Below are 24,283 nucleotides of genomic sequence, written 5' to 3' on the forward strand. Positions count from 1 at the left end.
AAAAGCAACAATCCGTATTGTTCTATAATTTAAAAAATGGATTTGCTTTGGTACTTATCATGATACTCACTTTAAAAAATACTTTTTTAATGTTAGTGATTGCAACTGTTTTATTGGTTGGTAACAATGTGTTCGCGTGTCAGTGCTTTAATTCATTTTTTTTGACTTCAATTTTTTCTAACAACCAGGAAATGACCTGTTTTGTATCTGCAGATTACAGCGGGGCCAGTCTTTCTGACGGAAGACAGAGTGCCGTTTCATCGATTTATGGCTGTTCGTTAAATTCTACCAGTAGTAACATCCACAGAGATTTTTTTTATTATTCGAATGATAATGAGTTGTGCATTGAAGAAATCTTAAATGCTTGTCGCATGCTTAACATTGAAATTCAATCTTACTAATACTGCTATACGCTTATAGACAAATTTTTTATACCGAGCGTAAGCCTTCAATATGTCTTAGGGGCAAATTATTGATTTTCTTTTGCATCAACTAAAACTCCTAACAAAAGTGCAGGTTCTGTGCTGTTATTTATCCAATAATGATTAGTTCCTCTCTGAACAACCGCATCGAAAGGCTTTAGTTTGATCTCTCCTTCATCGAGTAAAAGAGTAACTTCCCCTTTAAGAATAACGACATAGTCAATACTTTTAGTAGTATGCATCATAGGATTTAAACGAGTATCTACCCTGCAATGCGAAGCGCCCGCAGTTGCAAAAACAGCTTGTGCTTTCAGGTCTGCTTCTTGAGGGGAGAGATTTTTTTCGACCGGAGGTATTACAAAATAGCGGAACACCGTTCCATTTGGCGGAGGTTCAAGTCGAGTAGGAATCCCATCAAGAATATTGTCCCCCCTCATTGGAGCTGGCATTTGATCGGTTGCCCAAAAATCAAAAATCCCCAAAGGGCCCATAGAGACTTTCTTATCGTCACAAATAAAAGATTTTCCATTTTTTCTCTTCCCAGTTACGACACACCGAAAAACATTTTTCATAATTTTTCCCTGAACATTTTTTTTAAAATTAGATCAAAGATACCTTTATGTCCAATGATGTAGGTTTATGATAATAAAATTGCTCTGGCCCCTTTTAAGTAAACCTAGTTGCTTGTACCCCGGATTTCACTTAAATCCTTTAGCTATGTTCATAATTGTTTTATTAAAGCAATAAACATCATTTTATCTCTATATTAGCAGAACACGTATCGGCAATTGAAAAAATACCCTCTTTGTATTGTTTATCCGTCATCGATTCCGATTGTTTAAAAAGATCGAGTAACTTAGGCTGAGCACATTGACAAAAATCAGCTACCATTTTTATCTCTTTATCTGACGACTTTTCTTTACTAACATTCAACATGTTTTTGCAAGCGGTCATCATGTCAGCATCGGATGTGGCTGTATCTAAATTATCGGTTGCATAATGTAACAACGCATTAAAGAAGCATGTTTTTGTTATTTTATTACTGTCTCTATTACCCTGATTATTCTTAATTTGCTCGACCATACAATTACACATTGTTTCATTGAATTTTTTATATTCTGGGGTGTTGTTTTCAGGTGTGTCATGCTTGGTTATCGCTTTCATGCAGGATTGAAAATTCGCATCCTGATCAGCAAAAATTGGGGTTGATAAAACGCAAAAAGAAAACAAAATCAGCAATTTTTTTATTATCATGATTACATTCCCTGTTTAAAAGATAAATTCCTTAAAGTAAGTGTAGTAGTATTTTTAGGATCAGACATATGTCTTTCATTCTGAGACTAATTAATTGATAACTTAAGTTATTTCATCTAGATTATAAATATCCAAACAATAATTAGTGTTAGGAAAACAAAATTGTTGTGTGAGTTCAAATTCAAGGAGGAGACCTATGTCGTTATTAACCAATTACATGAAGACGTTCCGTTTCCTCTTAAGGCGGAATGACTTGAGTTCTTTTGTTAAAGAGCACGATCGCCTGTTCTCTCTTGCGAAGCAGACTCATAATCATGCAATCGTTGCTTCCCATTATTATGACCTCATGGCGGAGGTGATTGAGATTGCTTATGGCACCAGTTGGGTTTTTTATCCGCCCGATCATGCGGGACAATCACGCGAGGAAACCATTTCGAACTTACACAAACAGATCAATTCAGCACTCTGTCTTTTACCCGGGAAAACTGCCCTCGATATGGGCTGCGGTCTTGGTGGCGCGGCGCGTGATATTGCACGTCTTTCCCAGGGGAAAGTGTTTGGAGTCACCTTGTCTCAGGCCGAAGTAGATCGAGCGAATGCCCTCAATCGCGAACAAAATCTGGATCACTTGTGTGAAGTCAAACAGGGTGATTATACCCAAAACTTGCCGTTTCCTGATGATTGCCTGGCCTCGGTTTACAGCATTTACTCACTTAAATACATTTCTAATAATCTGCTTCCAAAAGTATTTGAGCACGTCCATCGGGTAATGGAACCGAATGCACGATATGTAGTCTATGACGCGGTTCTAACCTCTAAATACGATGCGAATAATCCGCAACATCGCGCGCTGGTTGAGCGGATTGAATTTGTAACCGGCATGCCGCCTCTGCACACGAGTAAAGATCTGGTAGATGCGGCCCGCAGCGTGGGCCTAAGTCTACTTTCTGAAACAGAAATTTCAAAAGACCTTGGGTGGAGCTATTTTTTTACCGAAAACAAGCTCTTAGCTGGTACGCTTCGTTCTCGGGCAGTGGGGAGCGCGATTTTAGGCATGGAAACGATTCGTCTCTTTCCAAAAGGATTTTCAGAATTCTACAACACGTTCATTGCAGGGACTGTGAACGCCCTGGTCGATGCAGACCGCTTAGGCATCGTGTCGTTCTCTCGATTATTTGTCTTCGGAAAGACCGACTCCTGATGTTTTTAAAAAGGGCTGGATATAACTAAATATAAGTCAAAAATCATGAAAATATTGGTCACGGGAGCTAGTGGACACATTGGAAATAACCTCATTGTTGAGCTTATTAAAAAACAATATGATGTCCGAATACTTGTGCGGGGTGAAATGCCTAAATACCTCACTCATTTTCCTTTGGAAGTGTGCGAAGGGGATATTTTACATCCGGAGTCTTTGGATAATGCGACTCAAGATGTTGATACAGTTTTTCATTTAGCCGCAAAAATTTCTATTACCAATCGAGAAGAAGACGAAGTCCGTAAAACAAACATCCAAGGCACCCAAAATGTGGTCAATGCTTGCCTTAAAAATCAAGTAAAAAAGCTCGTTCATTTTAGTTCCATTCACGCTCTAACGCAAAGTTCTAAAAAATCCAACACGTCGCACATGTTAAATGAAAATTGCCCTCTTGCTTTAGAATCTGTGAATATTTACGACCAATCTAAAGCCCATGCTGAAAAGATAGTGCTTGATAGTTGTGGACAAGGATTAAATGCGGTTGTGGTAAGTCCCACAGGAACAATTGGCCCAAATGACTATAAATTATCTCTCATGGGCACTGCAATAATTAAAATATACAAAGGACACATCCCGATTTTAGTACGAGGAGGATATAATTTTGTTGACGTTCGTGATGTGGTTCAAGGAGCAATAACTGCTGCTGAAAAAGGCCAATCTGGAGAGCGTTATATCTTAGGCGGGCATGACATAAACATGCATCATTTGACCCGATTGATATCCATTGTAAAACAAAAAAAAATGACTCGTTTGTTTCTTCCCCCAAGCATGCTTTACTTTGTGGTACCCCTCATGGAGTTTTTTTCTAGAATCACCAATACAGAACCGCTCTTTACAAAATACGCCATTGAAACGTTGATGTATCCACCCAAGGTAGATTGTACGAAAGCTGAAAATGAATTGGGGTACAAAAAAACTGAAATCGAAACGACGATCAATGATACGCTTCATTGGTTTTCGCAGTGTGGCAAAATTAAATTATGACTCAAAATAATCTAACTTTATTTCTTTATTTCTGGATTGCTTTAGCCATCGTGGTATTCTTCACGCTTTTTTTCAAACGAGCCCCTTATGGACGTTATGAGCAAAGGAACAAATCTCTTAAAATCCCTGCACCTATTTCTTGGTGTTTTATGGAATTGCCCTCTGTGATCACCTTTTTGGTTATTTTTCTAATGGCAAAACCATCTGCTTGTACCTGGTTTTTTTTCGGAATGTGGCAACTCCATTATGTCTATCGTTCATTAATCTATCCATTCCGCTTAAACAATGCAAAACAGGTTCCAATTTCTATCACGATATCCGCCACGTTTTTTACAACTGTGAATGGTTTTGTGAATGCGTATTGGCTCACTCATTTTCAAGAAATTACATTTTCAACGTTGCAAACACCCCATTTTATTGTTGGTTTGCTCCTTTTTATTTCGGGATTTGTAATCAATGTAAATTCGGACAACATTTTGTTTGAGATTAATAAAAATAAAAAAACCGGATCCTACAAAATACCCTATGGTGGAATGTTTCGTTTTTTGAGCAGCCCAAATTACTTTGGTGAAATGCTTGAATGGATTGGTTGGGGGGTCGCGACTTGGTCAATTGCTGGTTTTTCTTTTACTTTGTGGACCATAGCCAATTTAGCTCCGAGGGCGATCACTCATCATCGCTGGTATCGCTTACATTTTTCCAATTATCCTAAGGAAAGAAAAGCGCTTATTCCGTTTCTTTTTTGAAAATTCGATTTATAGCGCTAGCTGGCATTATCATGGTAAGCGTCCAAGATAAAATCAATAAATACACGATGCTTTCGAGATAGATATTTTGGTCTTGGATGCACTAACCATACTGGCATCGGTGTGGGCCTAAAGTCAGTCAAAACTTCTGTTAGTTCACCGAGATCAATAAATTTTTGAAAAAAATAGCTCGGCAAAAAAGCAATACCTACTCCTTGTAACACTGCTTCCAATACCAGAGCAGAATTATTGAGACGTAAATTCCCATTTACAGAAACGGAATAGTTTTTATCATGTTGACGAAAAAACCAATTATCTCCTTCATATAAATTGATTTGATGAATAATACAATTATGGTTCTTCAATTCATCAGGTTTTATCGGGATACCATGACATTCTAAATAATTTGGTGTAGCACAACATATCATTTGATGCTCAATTAATTTTTTTGATTGTAAGGTGCGTGTATTTATTTCTTTATAGCGAAAATAAATGTCATAAGAGTCATCGATCAAATCAGGGAAAATATTACTTTTTATAAATTGAATTGTAATTTGCGGATAAGCTTTCAAAAACTTGGCAACAATTGGTAACAATTCAATATAACCTGAATAAACAGAAACCGAGAGATTAAGTAAGCCTGAAGGTTCTTTTATCTTATCTGCGATATCCCCCTTTAATTCTGCAAGAATTGTAGGGATATTTTGACAATGCGTGTAGCAATGCTCGCCGTATTTGGTCAATGAAAATCGTCGTGTATTACGATTTAACAGCGTCACTCCGAGTTCACGTTCAAGATTAGCCACTTTTCGAGTAACCGAAGCAGGAGAAATTTTTAATAGGTTTGCTGCCTTATAAAAGCTATTACTGTCTACGACTTGTAAGAATACTTCTATATCTGATAGCACGACAAATCATTATTTCATTATTGAAATAATATATTACAAAAATATGGTATTGCTTGCCATAGGTGAATAATGGAAGAATGATTTTCGAAAAAAATAACCAAAAGGACTGATCATGAATTCATTAAATGAAACGATTTCATCGCACACTTACTCAACTTTTACTGCAAAACAAATTCGAAATTTACGTGAACAATTTTCGCGACATGGCATGGTTAAAATTCCCAATATCGTTAGCGAACAACTTAAGCAAAGTATTCATAATGAAATTTATGGTTTACTTGAAAAATATGCCGAACGTCGCGATCTTTTTTTAAAAACTACAGACAATACTCCTCGATATTTAAGTGTGGTACGGAGTGAGTTGATTGAAGAACACAGCACGATGATCAAAGAAGTTAGAGAGGATTATTCTTTATTGGAATTTTTAGAAAAAATCACCCAAGAGAAATTATTAACCAACGTTAAAGAAGACGAAAAATTCGTCATTACCAAGCAAGAATTTAGCGGTGATACACACGGTTGGCATTGGGGAGATTATAGTTTTGCTTTAATCTGGATTGTTGAAATGCCACCTGTTGATTGTGGTGGAATGTTGCAGTGCGTCCCGCATACGAGCTGGGATAAGGAAGCGCCCGACTTGCATCAATATTTTTGTGATAACCCTATTTACACTCATTCATTTGTTCCAGGAGATGTGTACCTTTTAAAAGCTGATACCACCCTACATCGCACATTGCCCCTAAGATATGATGCAACTCGCATTATGCTTAATATGACCTGGGCCAGTATTCGCGATCAATCAAACCCATTTCTAACTGTTGATGACCGCTGGTGGGATAATGTGAATGCAGAGGCTGCTCAGCATGTTTCTAACTAAGCAAACAGCCCATGACCCTGCGTTATTTATAAAAGCGCAACATGATTTAATGCATTGTAAGTCTTTTGAACATATGAGGGCTCTTATACTGGGTTTAATTAAAAATAATGATCATTGGCGAACCCAAAAATGCATCAATCTTGTCGCAGCAGAAAGCTCTTTGAGTCAGGTTGCCCGCTCATTACTTGCGTGTGATTTAAGCACACGCACAGCGGGTGGGCATATTGGTAAAAAAAATCGTTACTTCATGGCAAGTGAGTACATTGATCAACTTGAATCGATTTGTCATGTATTAATGTGGAGCTTATTTGAATGTCATTTCTGTGAACATCGGCTATTGGGTGGGACACAAGCATGTCAGGTTGCCTATTCTGTTCTTACAAAACCCAGAGATACCTTGATTACCGTTATGCCGACGCATGGCGGTGATTCAAGTAATAGCAGTCAAAGTATGCCGGGTTTGTTGGATTTAAACATTGTGCCTATGCCTTTTCTACCCGATCAGGTCACGATTGATTTACATCAACTTGAATATCTGGTTTGCCGTTATCGACCTCAGTTAATAACCCTTGGGTTTTCAATTTGCTTATTTGAACAACCATTACAAGAAATCTGTACCATAGCACAAAAATATAAGACTCAAGTTTTTTATGATGCATCACATGAACTTGGTTTAATTGCAGGGAAGTGTTTTACCAATCCGTTTAAACAAGGCGTTACTCTGGTTAGTGGTTCTACTGGAAAAACATATAGCGGTCCACAAGGTGGATTATTGCTTTGGGATGATGAGCGATTAACTAAGTCAATCGAAACAACTGCGTTCCCCAGTTTTGTGGGCACTTACCAATTAAATCGAGTCGCAGCCTTAACGTTAACCGCATTAGAGCTTCATCAATATGGCGAATCGTATATGAGGCAAGTAGTAGGTAATGCGAAAGCCTTGGCAACCCATTTGGATGATTGTGGCATTAGCGTTTTTGCCAAAGAAAAAAATTTTACTCAGACGCATCAAATTTTAATTCATGCTGAGAAATATGGCGGAGGATTTAGTGCGGCTAGTCGATTGGAAGCATGCAATATTATCGGGAATCATGTCTCATTACCTGGTGATGATACATCATCACTAGGATTAAGACTGGCCACTACAGAGATAACTCGAAGAGGAATGAAAGAAAAGCAAATGCAACAAATTGCCGAACTCATTTATCGAGCACTAGCAACTCATGAAAAAGCAGAGCGCATAGCACATGATGCCAGTCTTTTGAGCCAAGAGTTTCAAGAAATCCATTACTGCTAAATCGTAACATAAAGAATAATAGGGATATTACGACTATGACTTATATTTTAATGACATCCATTTTATTGAATATTATGCCTGGGCCAGCTATGTTTTATGTGGCGCAGCAAACATTAAGTCGCAATTCACGCGCAATCGTACTCTCGATTATCGGTATTGAGTTTGGAACCATGCTGCATATTATAGCTTCAACTGCTGGGTTAACCACTACCCTCGCTAAATGGCCTTCATTTCATAGTATTTCAAAATATGCCAGTGCCTGCTTCTTGATTTATCTTGGTGTATCACAATTGATAAAACCCAAAACGATGAATGTTTCTTCTGCTCAAGGTTCGATTTTTTTAAAAGGGACTGTCATTAATGCACTCAATCCCAAAATTATCCTTTTTTTCATGACCATATTGCCACAATTTATGAGTTCTAATGATCGTTATACAACCATTCACGCCGTTTGGATGGGATTTTTATTTGCTTTTTTGGGAGGAATAGCCAATGTCCTGTTTAGTTTGACTATCAATGGGGCACTTAACTCAATGCAAGATACCACTAAAGTATTCTTAATTATAAAGTGGTTAACCCGGGTAATCAGTTGTTTATTTATCCTGTTAGGAATTGTTCTTTTATGGAGACAATGAAAAGAGCGCTGGGGACGGATCCAGACCGTCCCCATAAGTTCTTTAACATACATTCCTGTCTAATAGCCGATGTGGATACCTTAAAAAAAATTGTCAATTTACAAATAGTTCAATGTAAATCATGGCTCCGGTCTGATAGAGCTCTTGGTAACTTCCTCAGAAGAGTTTTTCAGAGTAAAAAAACTATAACTCTGACGACTTTGTGTTTGATAGCTTTTTATTAAATCGATAATATCTTGGCGCTCCATAATCTCGGCAAGCTCAATGGGTAAAATAGAAAATGAGTCCCCTTTGTTTCCTTGCCGCTTAATGAAACGATCAATTTTTAACAAGATATTTTTTTGATTACTGGATTTGATATCTCGTGAATCAATATTTAAAAATTTAAACAAATCGTTTTTGTTGGTTAAATAAGGTGAATCGAAATTTACTTTCTTTTCTAACAACAGCCGAATAACACTTATGTTACCTTTTTGAACCGCAATGTAGGCTGTTGTCATACCATCTCTCTTGGGTTGATTAAAATTAGCACCGAGAGCATCCAGCGTTTTAATGACGTCAATTTGATCTCTTTTTATTGCAATATGAATAGGTGTTGAGCCATCAATACTTGCTTTATTCAGGTCAGCACCACATTCATGAAGTTTTTCAATTATGACGGCTTGACCATTCTGGGCGGCTACAATGGCTGGAGTAAACCCCTCAACATTTGCTTTGTTAAGATCAGCACCGTATTCATGAAGTTTTTCTATTACGGCGGCATGCCCCTCTTGGGCGGCTACAAAGGCTGGAGTAAATCCCTCAACATTTGCTTTGTTAAGGTCAGCGCCAGACTTACCAAGTTGCTCAATGACTTCGACATGACCATCCTGAGCGGCTATAAAGGCTGGGGTAAATCCCTCATCATCTGCTTTGTTAAGATCAGCACCATATTCATGAAGTTTTTCTATTACGGCGGCATGCCCCTCCTGGGCGGCTACAAAGGCTGGAGTCATTCCTTCAGCAGTTGCAGCATTAAGATCGGCGCCGCATTGATAAAGTTTCTCAATTATTTTGACATGACCCTTTTGAGCAGCAATATGAGCTGGAGTCACTCCACCAGTTGTTTTATTAAGATCAGCGCCATATTGATAAAGATTCTCAAGCACATCGGCGAAACCACAGTCAGCAGCGACAAAGGGTAGAGTTACTTCTTTATCAATTGTTTTATTAAAATCGGCTCCTAATTGATGTAAGTCACGAAGACGGGCAATGTTCCTTGTTAGCGTAGCAACATAAGCCAGAGTTGGTGTGTACAATTTCCTGGCATGAAAAATTAAGGCGAGATCATTAATAACCCTATTCAATTTGTTTAAATGATCTCGAATTTCTTTACCATTTTGATCGATACGGTTTATAAAGAAATTCAGCTGCTTTCGATTAGCTTGAATAAACTTTTCCGTAATTTTATGATCGTTTACGATAACCTTAGTAAATAGCTTTGTGCGATTAATATCACTTAAGATAAATTGCCACAGTGTCTGTTTGGAGGTCGCAGGGGTTTGCAAAAGGATGTCCAACGGGAAAATAGACAGAACGACAGTTAGTCGTTTTTCTGAAAAATCAGCCATTAATTCTTGCTGCGCTTTTTCTTCTCGCGTCATGGTCGGTGGTGTGAAAAGCGGTGGTAGGATAGAGAAATTTGCCGTAGTGGATTGGGGTTTGAGAACTTCCTCTTTCTTTTTTTTCTTAGACGTTTTAGGCTGCACGCTATTGACTGCTTTTTCTTCGAGTACATTCTCTGCAGGCTTGAGTACTACAAAGGGTTTTGTCATTGTTTGTTGGAATTCTTTAAATTTTTCTTCAGTGCTGCCAAGAGTCTCTAAAAAAATGTTACGTGCTTGGGCTTCATTACCCTGGCGCAATAATTTTCGTGCTTCCTCTTCCCAATCTTGTTCGGTTGAACGGAATACGGTATCTATCGGCGAGAGTACTTGCGACTTTGTCTCTAGTGAAAATACAGTTTGTAAGGCTTCGTGCATTATTTGGGTAGGATGTTGTTTGTCCTGAACAAAGATAAGTCTTCGACGCGCACGAGTGACCGAAGTGATTAATCGGTTAAAATAAGGAAGGCACGTTTCATCAGCCTCTCCTGCCTTGGCACGATGGCCAGCTGCTAGAGTTTGATCCTGTCGTTCTTTAAGTTTTGTACAGGCGATTGAGCTGTCAATCACATCAAGAGGACGCCACACAAGAACAGTATCATATTCCAGACCTTTAATTTCCTCAGGAGTAAAAACCAGAGGTGTTCCTAGTGCTCTTTTAGCTTCTTCGATAAATTCGGGAAAAGTAATGACGGCAAAATTAGTGTGTTTGGCTTCTTCTTGGAGCGCTTTTAACTGACTACTTTTGCTGTCAATCCAATGCAGCTCACCTTTATCCTTATCTTCCTTTGTAGAAACAATTTGACCTAGCTCTGCCTTATCCGCAGCGCCGCCTGTGACTTGATATTTCAATTTGATAAGCGTGTTTGTTACTTCGATGATGGGTTTTGAACATCGGTAACTGCTTGACAATTGGTGTTCACTAAAGCCGCCCCTATTTTTTGCATAAGCCATTTGGCGCAAATAAGGTAAACGGGACTTGCCATCAAACAGTACTTGATGGTCTCCTAAAAAATAAACGATATGACCGTTTTGAGCCAGGTTATAGAGATTTTCGAGTTGACCATAGGAAAAATCTTGAGCTTCATCCACTAGAATCAGTGAATAAGATGCTTTTGATGTAATGGGACTAAGCTCAGTAGAAAGATAATTTTTTTGAATAAGACCAGATTGATAGTCACGATAAAGCTGGACAATTAGCTGACGCTGCTCCTTGGTGATACTACTTTGTCGACTACCCAAATTCAGGTAATCGTTGTTGGTGTATCCTGAACAAATCCTGAATTCATGCCATACTACTTTGGAATTTAAAGTTTTATCAAACAATTTGTATTTGGGCTGTTTAATTGCTTGGACTAACCAGGTGCCAAAATATTGATCGTCAGCAAGTCCTCTTTTCTCAACCAAATGTTTGCTAAACAATTCATCATAAGTTAAGAATGATACCAAATCACGTTGAGGCGATGTGACGCTATCTACCCATTGCGCTTTCATTTCTGCAACCAATGCGTTGGAGCGGCTTACATAGAGAACGGGAAATGTACCTTCTTGACTACCAACTTGCTGGATGTAATCCTTCAAGGTAAAAAATGCCACACAGGTTTTGCCAGAGCCAGCAGGTCCATAGATGATAGCGGGTAGTTTGGTACGGAAAGCATGCTCCTGCTGTTCACTTAAGAGAATAAAATCTTGCTTGTAGTAATCAATTGCGATGACTTTGCCCTTTTCTTTGCTATTGGGTAATTGCTGTTCTAACTCGTCACTGCGGCATGTGGAGAGTGATAACTTTTCAGTGTTTAATTGAATCTCAATATTGCGATTATCAAGCTTGGCCAGAAAAGCTTTTAACAATCCAGGGTTTCTTAAATAACGATTCTTATGGTAATCATGGTTATATACTACATCCAGCAAACATAACTTTTCCTTGTATGCAGTAAATAAAAGGCGTGTCTCCCTATTCACACGGATGCTATAAATAGAAATCCCTGAAACACCATGAAGCTTTTCTAACGACAAGCTTTTATAATCGCCCGCCAAAAGCTGCTCTATTTCTGCTTTGTAAGTTACCAGCAGATCGTCATCACCAAAAATATGTCGCCAATAATAAATATCGTTCATAATATATAAACAAAAACCAAATCGGCGTATATTAATTCAGGTAAAAAAAATCGTGGATGGGTGGTTTTACCCAATCTCTGCTTCGGAGTTAAGTAAGTCGTTGATAATAAACTCCTAAAAAGATTAGTTTTTAAAATTTGCTTTGCAAATCTGAAAGAAGATTCTCTTGTTATGATCAATGTGTTAAATTATTGTCCTTTGTCGATTTGATGACTCGATGTTTTTGAATAATCCGGAGCTATTAGTTAATTGATGAACACCAACGAATTAATAAATTATTCCGATTATGTTAATCAAATTTGTAATGATCTATTTAAAGAAATAGGTATTAATCATTTCAGCTATGTTGAAATAAGTAATCAAGGCAATTTGATTTGGTTAGGAAGTGACAGCAATTATTTTGAGAAATGTATTAACCAACAATTGGTTAAAAGTGCACCTACTAGTATTTTAAAGACTTATCCTAAAACTGGGTTTTATCTAATCGACGTTTATCAAGATGAATACAAACAATATAGCTTACCCGTATTTCAACTTCTTAATCATTTTGATTATGGACATTCGTTTCGTATATTAGAAATTGCGGATAATTGCACCATTAAATTGTATTCCTTTGATGCCCCGCTTGGAAAGCAGGATATTAACCACATTTATTTGAATAATCTCAATGTACTTAAAAAATTTAATCTCTATTTTGAAAACAAAATTACATTCATTCGTAATAAATTAAACCAAAACCCATTTCAAGAAAATCGAGATCCTGAATTTGCTAATTTATGGGATTTGACATTAAAACAAAATAATTTTATAGAGCAAACTTTCCCAGCATCTTTTTATTTATCAGAATCTAAAATTCAAATTACTCCTCGTGAAAAAGAAGTATTATTTTGGTATATCAAAGGAAAAACTTCTGATGAAACGGCAAAAATACTGAATGTATCCAGACGAACGATTGAAAGGCATTTTGAAAATTTACGTGAGAAGTTTGGTTGTTTTTCTAAAAGCCAAATCGCTTTAAAATTAATGAATTGAATTGCCTCTGACCATAATACAAGAATTGATCCTTATTTAGGGGGGCTCGATATCATTTGGACTCTCAGGAATGACCATTTTAAGAAATCTGTTCTTTAAACGCTTTAAATGCATCGGTTAGATCAGTGGCATCCTTGGTTTTAAAAGTTAAAAAATAAAATAAATTTGTTCCTTCTATTATGACATTTGTGCCATTTCCAGCTGGAGGTGAAATGTAATAATCCGGTTGTTTTTTACCTAACAAAAAACTATTTTCCATAGCTTGAAGTCGTATATCAGCATTTATTTGGTATCTAAAATAAGAAAGAGCATCCATATAGGTCAGAATTTGGATTCTTTCAATATCTTTAAAGTGTAAAAAAGCAGTATATTGTTTCTTTGGATCGGATACATCAATCATGTTGAAGTTAATTTCAACGCCATCATTTATTAGTCTATACGTGGGTAATTTTGATACTTTACCAATACTTGAATAAATGAAACTAAAAAAGTATTTTAGAGGAACCCGGACAATTATATAGAATAAATAACCCCCAATTAGTCCGAAAAATTGTGGAGAATAAACTAAATTCTGATTAGGTGGGAATAAACTCTTATACCAAAAATGGATAAACCTTGCTGAAAAATAGATAACAACAATTAATAAAATAATACTGAACGTAACATGTAAAATTGCATAGAGTATAGTTGACTTATTTTTCCCATCATTATTTGGAATTTTATTTATTTGTAAACTTTGAGACAGCATCATTAAAATACGATCCATAATAAAAGACAGGAAGATCGCAGCCGAAGCCCAAACCAAAGGTGACGTGTTGGGATTTAGACCTTTTTTATCAAGCGTACACATAATTAATACACAGTTTGCAGTGATTAATAGTATAAGAAAGGTAATATAAGATATATTTATGCGGATCTTTCCATAATTCATCAGTAGGCCTTTTTAAAATTTGAGTCATCAAGATTGCATTGCATGGTTGATACTCAAAAAGAAAAATATGAATTTAAAAATATTAACGACAGATAAAAAAGTCATTTATCTTTTTGAGTATAGTTGCAAATAACGGGTAGGTTGGGCCGCGACCCAACAATAACTTACTTGAGAGCAAAAATCTGATTCAATTCGAATACGATGTTCCCAAAATCGTTGTTACATCCGTGGCTCGATTAAATGCTTTTCCATCTCGTTTCGATGCTGGTCGAGTGGATAAAGTTTCTAATTTACGATAACTACTAAGTACATTATCTGCTACTTTAATTGCATCAGAATAACAATAGTGGATTTGTTTGCATTGATGAGCTAGCACATTAAGATTTTTCCAATACCTTATATTTTTTTCATTGATTTTTTTAGAGTCGAGTAATTGTTTATAACAGAACAATTCTAAAAATCTTTTTACTTTATCTTTGTCAGCTGTACGTTCTATTGAACTGTGAACAATTTTATCCAGATGGAGTTGCAATTTTTCTTGTGTCAAAGGCAGTTCTGTATTTTCAATAATAAATTCCGCTGCCGATTTAAAAAAGGTAGAAAGTTCAAAGTGTTCTTCTTTCTGTTTAAAAAAAGTAGGCATTTGGGGCTTTTTCTTGCGAATGAATAAATCTAAAAATTGAGAATTTTTTAAAGCCGAATCTAACACTAATTGAAGTGAAGCATACTTATTCTCAGTTTTTTTATGATCTCTCATCGCAGCAAAGGCTGAGACATATAAATTTGGATTGACACATGTGAGTTGAGTTTTCGTTAAAATAGAAATCAGCTCGCGATCACATGGCGACTTTTCACATTCTTTTAAAAGTATTTTTCTTAGTGAGTCTTGATAGACAGCAAGGTATTCGGGATCATTTAGAACTGTATCATTAGTAATAAATTCTATTGCTTGGGTAAATACTAATTTAACTAACGGACCACCATTCTCCTTTTTTTCGCTGTAGAAACAATCATAAATATCCGTAAAAAAATTGGGGTTGCTCGTAGCTTTACTGATTAAATAGTTAAAAAATTCTTTTTTGCTCGAATCATCAGAGGATAAGGCAACAATTTTCTGGGCCTCATTCCATAGTACCTCATAAAATATCTTTGGTTTACACATTTCAGAATTGGTGAATACTTTTTTATATGGATCTATTTTGGAATGAATATAATTTTTTATAGCAGCTCTATTTGCAGAGCTCAGCGCCTTATTCTCATTAATAATTTTCTCATACTCACCTAGAGCCTTGAATGCTTTCTTTAGGTTTTCAGATTTTCTAAAATTCCCAAAATGAGCATTGATTATTCCCTCTACCGATTTGTCAAAAATATAATGGATTAATTGCCTCAGGTGAAAAAAATCCTCTTCAGTATCTATATTAAATGTTTTATTTTTTAGATTTTTTCCTGATTCCAGCATAGGACTTATTAAATGTTGAACCGTGCTTAGGCCCCTCATTTCCGTAATGCACCATTTATATACATCTTCGGGTAACCGTTCTTTTAATAAACCTTTTAAATTTGCCAGAACACAATTCCCTATTTTTTGCGATTTTACATGTTTGCCTAAACTAAAGCTGAAACCTAAATCTTTAAGAGTCTTATCATATTGATCGTAAAATTTCTTATAGTTCTCTTCATCACCCTTTACAACTTCTAATTCAGTTATAGTTTTTATGGCTGTTCTTAATTGATTTAAATCCAAGCCAGCGATATTAATGCGATAAACTAAATTATGATTCGCTCTTTGGCCATTGCCACGATTGCAATGGGTAATGACGAGTTGATCTCGTTCTTGATAGATTTGCGTATAGATTGCATGACCTTTGCACTTGTGTTCGATTGTTAAATCATTACCCGCAAGAAGTTTTCTAATTCGTTCTGAAGTAATTTCATTTTTATCTTCGATAACTATTTCTTTAACTGATTCATGAAACCGGTTAAGAATGTTTTTGTATTCTTTTAAATCCGAAGCAGAATATGCTTTTCCTTCTATTTTAATTTCTTGAAAGAGAACCGCTTGCAATAGTTTTGCAAATTCTTCACTAGCTACTTGGACAGCAAGTCCCTGTCTTTTAATATGTTCATTTTGATTTACTACTACATCCATACGATAACCGTGAAACATTGTAGTCCAGAGGGCTAAGAAGTATTTATTTTCAACAGTCTCTACGTCCTTTATCCATTTTCTCTTTTTATTGATCGTTTCATTTAATGTGGCTCTTTGGGGGTTCCTGCGTTTTCTTTTTTTTATTTTATTGAGCGCTTCCTCTGCATCGGCAATTTCCTGTTTCACTCGATCATAAGCTGAAGAGGCTGGTGTATTGAGATTCTGTACTAAGAGGTCTGTTCGCAGAAATTGTTCGAATGCAAGAGTAAAATCTTCTTTTTTTCCAACAGGTGAATTGGATGTCATCCTTCGTTTCTTTTCTTTAAAAATTTCTTTTTTTGAGTGCATCTACTAACTACCTCATAACTTGCATCATAACAATACATAGTTAATAGATATAACACATACAGCTTTTTTGTAAATCTAATTTCATGAAGTTCATTCAACTTGTAATAACCTTGATGGGGACGGACCCGGTCCGTCCCGGACCGTCCCCATAAAAGCAGTTAATTTCCGGGTTGCGCTATAAATGAGAGCCGATATAAGTAATGATGAGTTTATAGGGTATAAAAAATATAAGGTTTGTGATTGTATAAACAAATAACCGAATATTCGTTAATCCATATCCATAATTTACAATAGAACACGGCAGAAAAGGCGTTAAGCGTGCTACAGCAAGTGATTTCCATCCAAATGACTCAAGACGCTCTAACCATTGAGCTAATAATTTATTTTTACCGCGAGGCAACCAATATAAGCCTAAATATCGACTTATTATGAACGCAATAGCTGCGCTCACAACGGCACAAAATAAAGCTATCAAAAAACCATAATAAAATCCAAACATAGCTCCTGATGCTAAAACGATAGGCTCGATAGGCAAAAATAACAACATGGTAAAACAATAAAGAATGAAAAATCCAATAAATGAATAAGTCCCTAGCTCCTGAACCCCTTGAATTAATATGGGCATATGACAATGCAATTCCCATATAAAAAAACTAATCACCGTAAAAATAAAAACTGATCTAAGCCATTTAGTCATATCAAAAAAATCATTATTTATATGAGGACATTATAGCAAGTTGGTTAGGTCGAGACCCAACAAAATTTACTTGCTTTCATGTAAGCGTTTTGAGCATGATATTTTTGAAAAACGAGAAATAGGTGGTTTATATTTCCTATACTGCTCTATGATGGATCGTGAGCGGTATTTCATTAATTCGTTCCTCAATCTTTTCTTGCATGCTTGCAATGTCTGCTATGATTTTTTTCTGCATATCTTCAGACACGGGGCTTTGAGTTTTAATATTCTCTATGCGTTCTCGATATTTTTTTAGATCATCTGCGAGGCTTTCTAAAGTAGGAAGATCTGCTTCAGAAATATCTCTACCCATTTGATTTAATTTTTTAAGGATTCCTTGGATAGAAAGCGGTTTTTCTATTTGCGCGCCTTGTTCCATAGGCATTGGAACTGGCATCATTAATTCCAAAGGCGGTGGAGCAACCCTTGACTCGTCTTCTACTTCTTCTGCTTCTTCTGCTACTGCTGCTTCTTGGGGCTGAGGCAGAGACTCAGGCAAACGAAGTTGGATTCCTTTGACCACATCAACAAATAATTTAGCAGCCTCCTGAAATTTTTCATGTAGTTCCTTATATGGTTTCTCACCTTGCATTGCTTTAAATGCTTCTAATGCAGCTTCTTTTCTTTCTAAATAATCTATATGCAATTGTTGCGCCTTAAATTTTTTAGGTTCGTTCTCTCTATCAATATCATCTAAATCCATCTCTGCACTGCTAATTTCTTTACTCAGCTTTTCAAGCGTTTCGTCAACATGCTCCCATTCATCCCGGGTAATACCCTGCCTTAAGAGCTCTTTAAATGGAGCTTCTGCAGCTTCTAAGCTCTTCATCGCAAATAAAATTTGATCGCGCTGTGCGTTGCTCATTTTATTTAAATTATTAGCTACAAAATCGAACATGTTCTGAAAATCTTTAGGATAACTCATCACTGCTCTTATTTGTTTTTGTTCTGCTGTGCTGATACTCCATAAAAATAAAAATTTCTGTAAGGGTTTTAAATTTTCCGATTCAAAATTTTTCAAAAGAGGACCTAGAGATTTATTATCGAGTTCAAGTGCATAAAAGCAGTTCATTAATACCTGCTCTGCTGCTTTCCTACCCATAACAGATGCAGATTTATAATTGTTATAAGCTATCTCTAGTGCTTTTAAAGCGGGAACCCCTTTGGGGTTCATTATCTTAGACCACATCACTAATCTTCGTATGACTTCCTCCGTTGAAATAGTGGGGTCAAACAAATATTCTCCTACCCGAGCTTTATCCCAATCGCTCTTCTGCTGCGGCGTAAAATCATCCTCTCCTAGCTGGGCATAATCGCTTTGAATCACGCTTCGATATAAATGAATACTCTCTTCTGCGTCTTGAAGTCCTTGTTTCACTTTCTCATTTATCGTTTTAATATTTTGTTCACGGCCATACTCAACTGTAGGATCGAAATGACTTAATTCACGATAAATTTCTCCTTCTTCTGAATTAAAAGTAGCTCGTCGCTTCTTAAATTTATCATATTCTCCCTGGTCCCGCATAAGGTCGTAATAAAGGCGATATCTTTCTTCGTCTCTTTCTTCAACTAGGTCACCGAATACTGATAATTGCAGCTGTAATATCACCATCTCAGCGACTGCACGAACCATTTGTTCTCTGTCTTTAGGATCTTTAACATATTCAATGTTTTTCATTTTACATCTCGATTTCTTCTGTACATTAAGTATAGGTTATAAAACCGAAGCCTACTGAAAAGGAGCCATTTGCCTTACCTACGCCCCTCTAGAATGCCTGTCTTTTCCCTGCGAAGGACACCCCCATTTAAATGTCCCCACAGGACGAACCAGACCAACTTTCCTTTTCAGGATCGTCAATGTTTCGTCAGTAAAACTAAGACTTGATTTTTTTTCAGCAAAAGTGCCACTCTCAGTGACAATGCTATTTTTAGCAAAAATATTTCGAACATCTATATCGTTCACAAAACCAGCGATTAACCTTACCAATAGGCAAGCAGGACTCGTGATGGTATTATGCAGCAAATTTTTGCATTAGCCGGTTTCCCTCCATGAGAAACAATAATTGCAGATGACGTAACTTTAGCCTTAATGGCACCAAGTTTTCTGTAGTTATCTATCGTAGGGGCAAACAGGGACACCTTCATGTAATTACTATGAAATTAAAACAACACGCATTATTTGCTGCTGTATGTGGCAATTTTATCGAATGGTATGATTTTGCGCTTTATCTATTGCTGGCGCCAATTTTAGCACAGCATTTTTTCCCCCCAACAGCCCAGCATTTGGCTTTATTAGGCACATTAACGGTTTATGCTGTAAGTTTCTTCTTTAGACCATTAGGTGGGATTTTTTTTGGATATTTAGGCGATCGCTATGGCCGTCGATTGGCACTACGATGGTCGATCACTGGCCTAACCAGTTTAAGCATTGTTTTAGCGTGTTTACCTGATTATAACCAGATTGGCCCCTTTGCAACGTTATCCTTGTGTTTATGTCGTATTGCTCAAGGATTGTGTCTAGGTGGTGAATTTGCAGGAAGTATGATTTATTTGTCTGAATCTGCATCGCCACATCGACGCTCTTTCTTTAGTGCTTTAAGTAATAATGGTTCTAACTTCGGGATCATGATTGCCTCACTGAGCACTATTGGATTAAATGCCTTATTAGGAGAGACGGCCGTATCCGCATGGGGTTATCGTTTACTATTTTTATTTGGTGGCTTGATTGGGGTGATTGGTTTTGGTTATCGCACTAATTTAAAAGAATCGTCGGAATTTTTAACCCATTCGCTAAGAGTCAATAATCCTTTAAAAACGGTACTAACCTATCATAGACCAGCATTATGGCGCTTGTTTTGCGTTGTTAATGTGGGCGCTGTGGGCAGCTATGCATTGATGGGCTATGTGAGTACTTTTTTACAACAAGAATTAAATTATTCTTTAAACGAAGCGGTTCGATATGAAACGCTATTTATTAGCATTAGTCTTATTTTAGTACCTGCATTTGCATTATTAGCGGATTACTTAGGAGCCAAGCGGTTATTAGTTTATTGTTGTTTGCTGTATATTATCATCGCAATTCCTGTATTTTATGCCTTTTATGTTTACCAACAACCACTCTTCTTGATGTTATTATTCTGTGTATATAGTATCGAGGAAGCCTGTGTCCCAGTTTTAATGCGAGAATATTTCCCCATACATCTTCGATATACAGCTGCATCATTATCTTATAATCTCAGCATGGGTTTTGTAGGTGGCCTTTCACCGGTTATCGGACATTTTTTATTAGCAAACTTGCACTTGCCCTATGGAATCGCTTATTTGCTAATAGGTGCAAGCGTGTTCGGTCTTTGGGGATTGCGCTTTCTATCTTTTAGTATACCAGTGCTTGATTACCCATCAAAAACCATTTGATATATAGGCCCCCGCTTGAAATCGCTACAACGGAGGTAGGCGTATTCGGAGCGTTAGATCTAATAGCTTATTTTCAATTGAGGTAATCAATTTTTGATCATACGAACCACTCTACATTCTTCCAATTGCCAATATCTATTTTTTTAGCTGTAATCCTGGTTTGATAGTTACCAACATGAATCTCGAGTTTATGTCCGTCTGGGTCAAGAAAATAGAGTGATTCACCTGACGAAGTATTGTCTTTGAATATATATGCCCCGGATTCAGTAATTTTTTTAGCTATAAATTGAAAGTCGTTAATGCTTACACTAAATGCATAGTGAGTGTAACAAGGCTGCGGTTTCCTTGCTAAATCAACATTGAGGCAGAACCAAAAATCCCCTATAAGAAAATATGCTCCTTTATCCCATTTTACGAGCGGCTTAAACCCTAGGATATCCTTGTAAAATACGAAAGACCTATTAATGTCAGTGCATGCAAGTGTAATGTGATTAATATTTGTGATACCCATACTATTTTTACCATTAGAATAAACAGCCATAGTTTGAACTATAACTTAGCATTTAGTCATCATTTTTCTTATTTTCTATTCCATTTGGCGCGGGATTCATGGTTAATAAACATTCAAATAGAACACAAATTTAATAGTTTCTTAAGTTTTTTTGTTTAAAATACTCTCACAAAATTCATAAGTTAATTTCTATAGGATATTTATATGACCATACGCTATATCTCTTTTGGTATTGATGGCGGCCTTTTTAATAAGAATTATCTAAATGCGGATCATGAAAATTTTGCAAAGCATTTGGGCAATGCCGTTTTAGTACACAACAAAGCCTTTCTCGATACATTAAAGGAACAAAACAAACACTTTGATTCTGTCTATGCCTTTCTTTATTCCAACAGGCAATCTTATGAAGTGGATTTAACAAATGTTGGTACTCATAATCGATTCAAAGGCTCCGCTTTTTCCACAATTGAGACTGTTTGCCAAGATTTAGGCATCGTCTTTGATCCCTTTCTCTTAGCTGATCTATATAATCAGCTACCCTATGGAACAGCATTCAATAAAGCGATAGCAGAAGTAAAAAACGGCAATTATATTGACAATCCTGACAACGAAGGCCACCCTACCTGCCCCTTTGATCAAGACAAAACAGCCCTACTTTTCGCGCAACTGCAAAAGGCAGCTGTTGATGCTGCAACCCAGCATCCCGGTGAAGACATTGTTTTTGATGTGTTTGATGCTCATCAACCGAACCTTGAGTACACAAAACGGTTTTTTTCCGAGAATAAGCATCTTATTCCCAAGGGTGTGACCTTAAATTTAAACCACTATGATGGTGGGGAGCCCACTCTATGCAGCAGCATTGACGGTGAGGGTGTCGTTTATTTTAATTTTGCTAAGCACACTATTAAGTTATTGGAAAAAGGGTTTTCCGAACGGGAAGAGTATGCAAAGTTATCTATCCATCCTGAAAATCCCAAGACCTTAATGGATTTTGTGGCCCAGTATTTTGCCAGACACCCAGACCTATTTCAGGAAGAACGTGTGCCGACCGAGGTAACGGAACGGGTCCAGTTGACTTGTCGGGAACTTGGCCTTGATGAGACTGCCCTTAAAGGCAGTCACGCTCCAAGTGATGCAGGATCTGCAGCGCAGGAAGGAGAAAAAGAAGTGGAGAAAGCGGGTGATAGTCAGCACGCTCTGCCTGCTGGTGAGTCCATGACTGTCAACTCACAAACAAGCCCAAGCAATCCAGGGCTAAGCCAACATGGATTTTATGCCGCTGATGACAAAGAGGGGCAGGAAAAGGCAGAGCCTTCGACTAAGAAACCAAGCCCAATGCGTTCTTGTACCTTGTTTTAGACTGTAATCCTTTGCTACAGGCTGCGTTGCAGCGCTGTGGCAAGTTTGGCCATCCCCAGATTAGCTAATCTGCGGCTTTTTTAACACATCGATTACCGCAAGCAGTTGCAATACAGCTTTGACCAACACCACAATCATCGTCTTTAGTACATTGTTCCCAGCATGATGTACAATTCTGCGGGCAATTAGCCGCCAGTTTATATAATTGTACATTCCCTTTAATCGCTATTGCATCTTCTGAAGATGAATAAACAGGAATGTTAAATCCAATAACAAGGAACAATGCAACACTTAAGTATAATGTTTTCATTTTAAGCTTTTTAAGATTACTGAGTTAAACAACTATCTCGAGTATTGCTGCAGCCTTGAATACAGGGTTGATATTGCTCCTTGCAGTAAGATTCCTCATTATTATTCGCAGTACAATGGTTATATTGGCTTTCGCATGAGCTCATACAATAATCGTAACTTTTATTGCACGCTTGTTCATCTGCATAGCCAATGTTCATCCAACCGAAAAGCAAGGTGCTAATTAGTAAAACATGAAGTTTTTTCATTTACTCATCTCCTTCCTTTTGAGAGCTGAAAAAATTGGTCATGTATCTTTTTACATGAGTCACAGACAAAAATTAAATCCTATTGTCCATTTACTAAGTTTAGCAAGAAATAACAGCTTGGGTTTTAACCTAGGCTTATTCATAGAAAATGAAATTGATTAAATGAAAAGCTTGTGAAGCTCTATTGTTTATTAAGAAATATTTTTGCCCCCCCCCCTATATATGGTTTATGAACGCTCTTTGCGACAGAATGAAATTATGCGCCTTCTTTGGGAGCAGCTGTTTTGTTAGATTTAGGTGATGATTTTTTCACCGTTTTTTTTGAGCTTGTTTCTTTTGCAACTGACGCATCAGCTGCTTTTGAGGCCTTTTGGGTTGGTTTTTTTACGGCTTTTTTCGCAAGTTTTTCACTTTGAACATCCTTGTTGTTTTTTGCACGTAGGATTAAATTTGCTTTTTCTTTTAATGTACGCCTTATAGCTTTGAACTCTTCTGTACGAATTTTAGCAAGATCTTTTTGATGCGCAGCAGTAATTAATACGTTTCTCTCGATTTTTTCAGATAATAATGCATATTTTTTCAGTAAGTGTCGTGCATTTTTAGCCAACTCTGCAGAATCAATCTTAGTAGGAAATTCTTTAATCTCAGCAACAATTTTTTTAATTTTTGTTAACTCCATTGGAGTGCCTTGTTCCATAATGAGTCTCACTTTTTGATGGCAGTAAAAACAGTATAGTCCATGGTTGAAGGTTATTCCACAGCCCCTCTTCAGATAGTTATTTACCATTTCAAAGAAGCAACAATCAGCGGAACAATTTAATAAAAATTCTTTATAAATCTATGAGTTGGCAGGATGTCGGGAATCGAACTTGCTACTATGAATTTTTGCCGATCAAACAATAAAAGACGATAAAAAACCATAAACCCGCAATAAACCCTTTAAATGCTGACTTAATGTTCAGATATTCTTGTTATGCTTAAAAGATGATAAGTCGAACATATCGAGCATTACAATTAAATCAGCAAGCAATGATATGGACTCATCCTCCCTTTTACCCGGCACCTAGATGAGCCACACTGTTAAGGTCTACCAAACCTTAT

At 36.9% G+C, this 24,283-nt stretch carries 21 protein-coding genes; 9 read left to right on the forward strand and 12 right to left on the reverse strand.

The features are described from left to right. Nucleotides 1-469 precede the first annotated feature (469 nt). Together Lstg_RS07720 and Lstg_RS07725 are read right to left on the reverse strand one after the other, a co-directional pair. The gene (locus Lstg_RS07720) at nucleotides 470-994 is read right to left on the reverse strand and encodes a cupin domain-containing protein (protein ID WP_058477088.1); all 525 of its coding nucleotides are present in this window, start codon (nucleotides 992-994) and stop codon (nucleotides 470-472) included. A gap of 178 nt (nucleotides 995-1,172) precedes the next feature. Continuing rightward, nucleotides 1,173-1,676: a hypothetical protein gene (locus Lstg_RS07725; RefSeq protein ID WP_058477089.1), complete on the reverse strand. Its 504-nt coding sequence runs from the start codon at nucleotides 1,674-1,676 to the stop codon at nucleotides 1,173-1,175. Between the two features lie 196 nt (nucleotides 1,677-1,872). Here Lstg_RS07725 and Lstg_RS07730 point away from each other — a divergent pair, with 196 nt between their 5' ends. From Lstg_RS07730 to Lstg_RS07740, 3 genes are read left to right on the forward strand one after another with little or no spacing between them, the layout of a single operon-like run. Then, nucleotides 1,873-2,877, forward strand: a complete 1,005-nt coding sequence (locus tag Lstg_RS07730; RefSeq protein ID WP_058477090.1) for an SAM-dependent methyltransferase — start codon at nucleotides 1,873-1,875, stop codon at nucleotides 2,875-2,877. A gap of 45 nt (nucleotides 2,878-2,922) precedes the next feature. Further along, nucleotides 2,923-3,918, forward strand: coding sequence for an NAD-dependent epimerase/dehydratase family protein (locus Lstg_RS07735; RefSeq protein WP_058477091.1), 996 nt, complete (start codon nucleotides 2,923-2,925; stop codon nucleotides 3,916-3,918). Further along, on the forward strand, nucleotides 3,915-4,664 hold the full coding sequence (locus Lstg_RS07740) for a DUF1295 domain-containing protein (RefSeq protein ID WP_058477092.1): 750 nt from the start codon (nucleotides 3,915-3,917) through the stop codon (nucleotides 4,662-4,664). Before Lstg_RS07735 ends, Lstg_RS07740 begins: the two co-directional genes overlap by 4 nt. A 17-nt stretch (nucleotides 4,665-4,681) precedes the next feature. Here Lstg_RS07740 and Lstg_RS07745 read toward each other — a convergent pair whose 3' ends face one another. Further along, nucleotides 4,682-5,572 (reverse strand): LysR family transcriptional regulator, encoded by an 891-nt coding sequence (locus tag Lstg_RS07745; RefSeq protein WP_058477093.1) that lies wholly within the window; start codon nucleotides 5,570-5,572, stop codon nucleotides 4,682-4,684. A gap of 112 nt (nucleotides 5,573-5,684) precedes the next feature. Between Lstg_RS07745 and Lstg_RS07750 the strand changes: the two genes are divergently transcribed. From Lstg_RS07750 to Lstg_RS07760, 3 genes are read left to right on the forward strand one after another with little or no spacing between them, the layout of a single operon-like run. Then, complete coding sequence (locus tag Lstg_RS07750) at nucleotides 5,685-6,449, forward strand: HalD/BesD family halogenase (RefSeq protein WP_058477094.1); 765 nt, start codon at nucleotides 5,685-5,687, stop codon at nucleotides 6,447-6,449. Next, nucleotides 6,436-7,746 carry an aminotransferase class I/II-fold pyridoxal phosphate-dependent enzyme gene (locus tag Lstg_RS07755; protein ID WP_058477095.1) on the forward strand — a complete coding sequence of 437 codons (1,311 nt, stop codon included), beginning with the start codon at nucleotides 6,436-6,438 and terminating at the stop codon, nucleotides 7,744-7,746. The genes Lstg_RS07750 and Lstg_RS07755 overlap by 14 nt, the downstream gene beginning before the upstream one ends. A gap of 35 nt (nucleotides 7,747-7,781) precedes the next feature. Beyond that, a complete protein-coding gene (locus tag Lstg_RS07760; protein ID WP_058477096.1) occupies nucleotides 7,782-8,381 on the forward strand; it encodes a LysE family translocator in 600 nt (199 codons plus the stop codon). A 119-nt stretch (nucleotides 8,382-8,500) separates the two neighbouring features. Here Lstg_RS07760 and Lstg_RS07765 read toward each other — a convergent pair whose 3' ends face one another. Further along, nucleotides 8,501-12,142, reverse strand: coding sequence for an ankyrin repeat domain-containing protein (locus Lstg_RS07765; RefSeq protein ID WP_058477097.1), 3,642 nt, complete (start codon nucleotides 12,140-12,142; stop codon nucleotides 8,501-8,503). Nucleotides 12,143-12,394: 252 nt separating this feature from the next. Between Lstg_RS07765 and Lstg_RS07770 the strand changes: the two genes are divergently transcribed. Then, nucleotides 12,395-13,174 carry a helix-turn-helix transcriptional regulator gene (locus tag Lstg_RS07770; RefSeq protein WP_058477098.1) on the forward strand — a complete coding sequence of 260 codons (780 nt, stop codon included), beginning with the start codon at nucleotides 12,395-12,397 and terminating at the stop codon, nucleotides 13,172-13,174. A gap of 79 nt (nucleotides 13,175-13,253) precedes the next feature. On the opposite strand, the gene Lstg_RS07775 is transcribed toward Lstg_RS07770, so the two are convergent. The 4 genes from Lstg_RS07775 to Lstg_RS07790 all read right to left on the reverse strand — a co-directional run bounded on the left by Lstg_RS07775 (nucleotide 13,254) and on the right by Lstg_RS07790 (nucleotide 19,019). After that, a complete protein-coding gene (locus Lstg_RS07775; RefSeq protein ID WP_238585397.1) occupies nucleotides 13,254-14,024 on the reverse strand; it encodes a hypothetical protein in 771 nt (256 codons plus the stop codon). A 268-nt stretch (nucleotides 14,025-14,292) separates the two neighbouring features. Then, nucleotides 14,293-16,605 carry a hypothetical protein gene (locus Lstg_RS07780; protein ID WP_058477100.1) on the reverse strand — a complete coding sequence of 771 codons (2,313 nt, stop codon included), beginning with the start codon at nucleotides 16,603-16,605 and terminating at the stop codon, nucleotides 14,293-14,295. Between the two features lie 175 nt (nucleotides 16,606-16,780). Beyond that, the gene (locus Lstg_RS07785; RefSeq protein ID WP_058477101.1) at nucleotides 16,781-17,302 is read right to left on the reverse strand and encodes a TVP38/TMEM64 family protein; all 522 of its coding nucleotides are present in this window, start codon (nucleotides 17,300-17,302) and stop codon (nucleotides 16,781-16,783) included. 136 nt (nucleotides 17,303-17,438) lie between these two features. Then, complete coding sequence (locus Lstg_RS07790; protein WP_058477102.1) at nucleotides 17,439-19,019, reverse strand: hypothetical protein; 1,581 nt, start codon at nucleotides 19,017-19,019, stop codon at nucleotides 17,439-17,441. A 476-nt stretch (nucleotides 19,020-19,495) separates the two neighbouring features. On the opposite strand from Lstg_RS07790, the gene Lstg_RS07800 reads away from it, so the two are divergent. Further along, complete coding sequence (locus tag Lstg_RS07800; RefSeq protein ID WP_058477104.1) at nucleotides 19,496-20,755, forward strand: MFS transporter; 1,260 nt, start codon at nucleotides 19,496-19,498, stop codon at nucleotides 20,753-20,755. 97 nt (nucleotides 20,756-20,852) lie between these two features. Here Lstg_RS07800 and Lstg_RS07805 read toward each other — a convergent pair whose 3' ends face one another. Continuing rightward, the gene (locus tag Lstg_RS07805; RefSeq protein ID WP_058477111.1) at nucleotides 20,853-21,266 is read right to left on the reverse strand and encodes a fosfomycin resistance glutathione transferase; all 414 of its coding nucleotides are present in this window, start codon (nucleotides 21,264-21,266) and stop codon (nucleotides 20,853-20,855) included. 204 nt (nucleotides 21,267-21,470) lie between these two features. Between Lstg_RS07805 and Lstg_RS07810 the strand changes: the two genes are divergently transcribed. Further along, the gene (locus Lstg_RS07810; RefSeq protein ID WP_058477105.1) at nucleotides 21,471-22,625 is read left to right on the forward strand and encodes a hypothetical protein; all 1,155 of its coding nucleotides are present in this window, start codon (nucleotides 21,471-21,473) and stop codon (nucleotides 22,623-22,625) included. Nucleotides 22,626-22,689: 64 nt separating this feature from the next. On the opposite strand, the gene Lstg_RS07815 is transcribed toward Lstg_RS07810, so the two are convergent. From Lstg_RS07815 to Lstg_RS07825, 3 genes are all read right to left on the reverse strand, one after another. Further along, nucleotides 22,690-22,935, reverse strand: a complete 246-nt coding sequence (locus Lstg_RS07815) for a hypothetical protein (protein ID WP_058477106.1) — start codon at nucleotides 22,933-22,935, stop codon at nucleotides 22,690-22,692. 16 nt (nucleotides 22,936-22,951) lie between these two features. Then, on the reverse strand, nucleotides 22,952-23,182 hold the full coding sequence (locus Lstg_RS07820) for a hypothetical protein (protein WP_058477107.1): 231 nt from the start codon (nucleotides 23,180-23,182) through the stop codon (nucleotides 22,952-22,954). 256 nt (nucleotides 23,183-23,438) lie between these two features. After that, a complete protein-coding gene (locus Lstg_RS07825; RefSeq protein ID WP_058477108.1) occupies nucleotides 23,439-23,879 on the reverse strand; it encodes a hypothetical protein in 441 nt (146 codons plus the stop codon). Nucleotides 23,880-24,283: the final 404 nt, after the last annotated feature.

The organism is Legionella steigerwaltii, assembly GCF_001468065.1.
Classification (GTDB): Bacteria; Pseudomonadota; Gammaproteobacteria; order Legionellales; family Legionellaceae; genus Legionella; species Legionella steigerwaltii.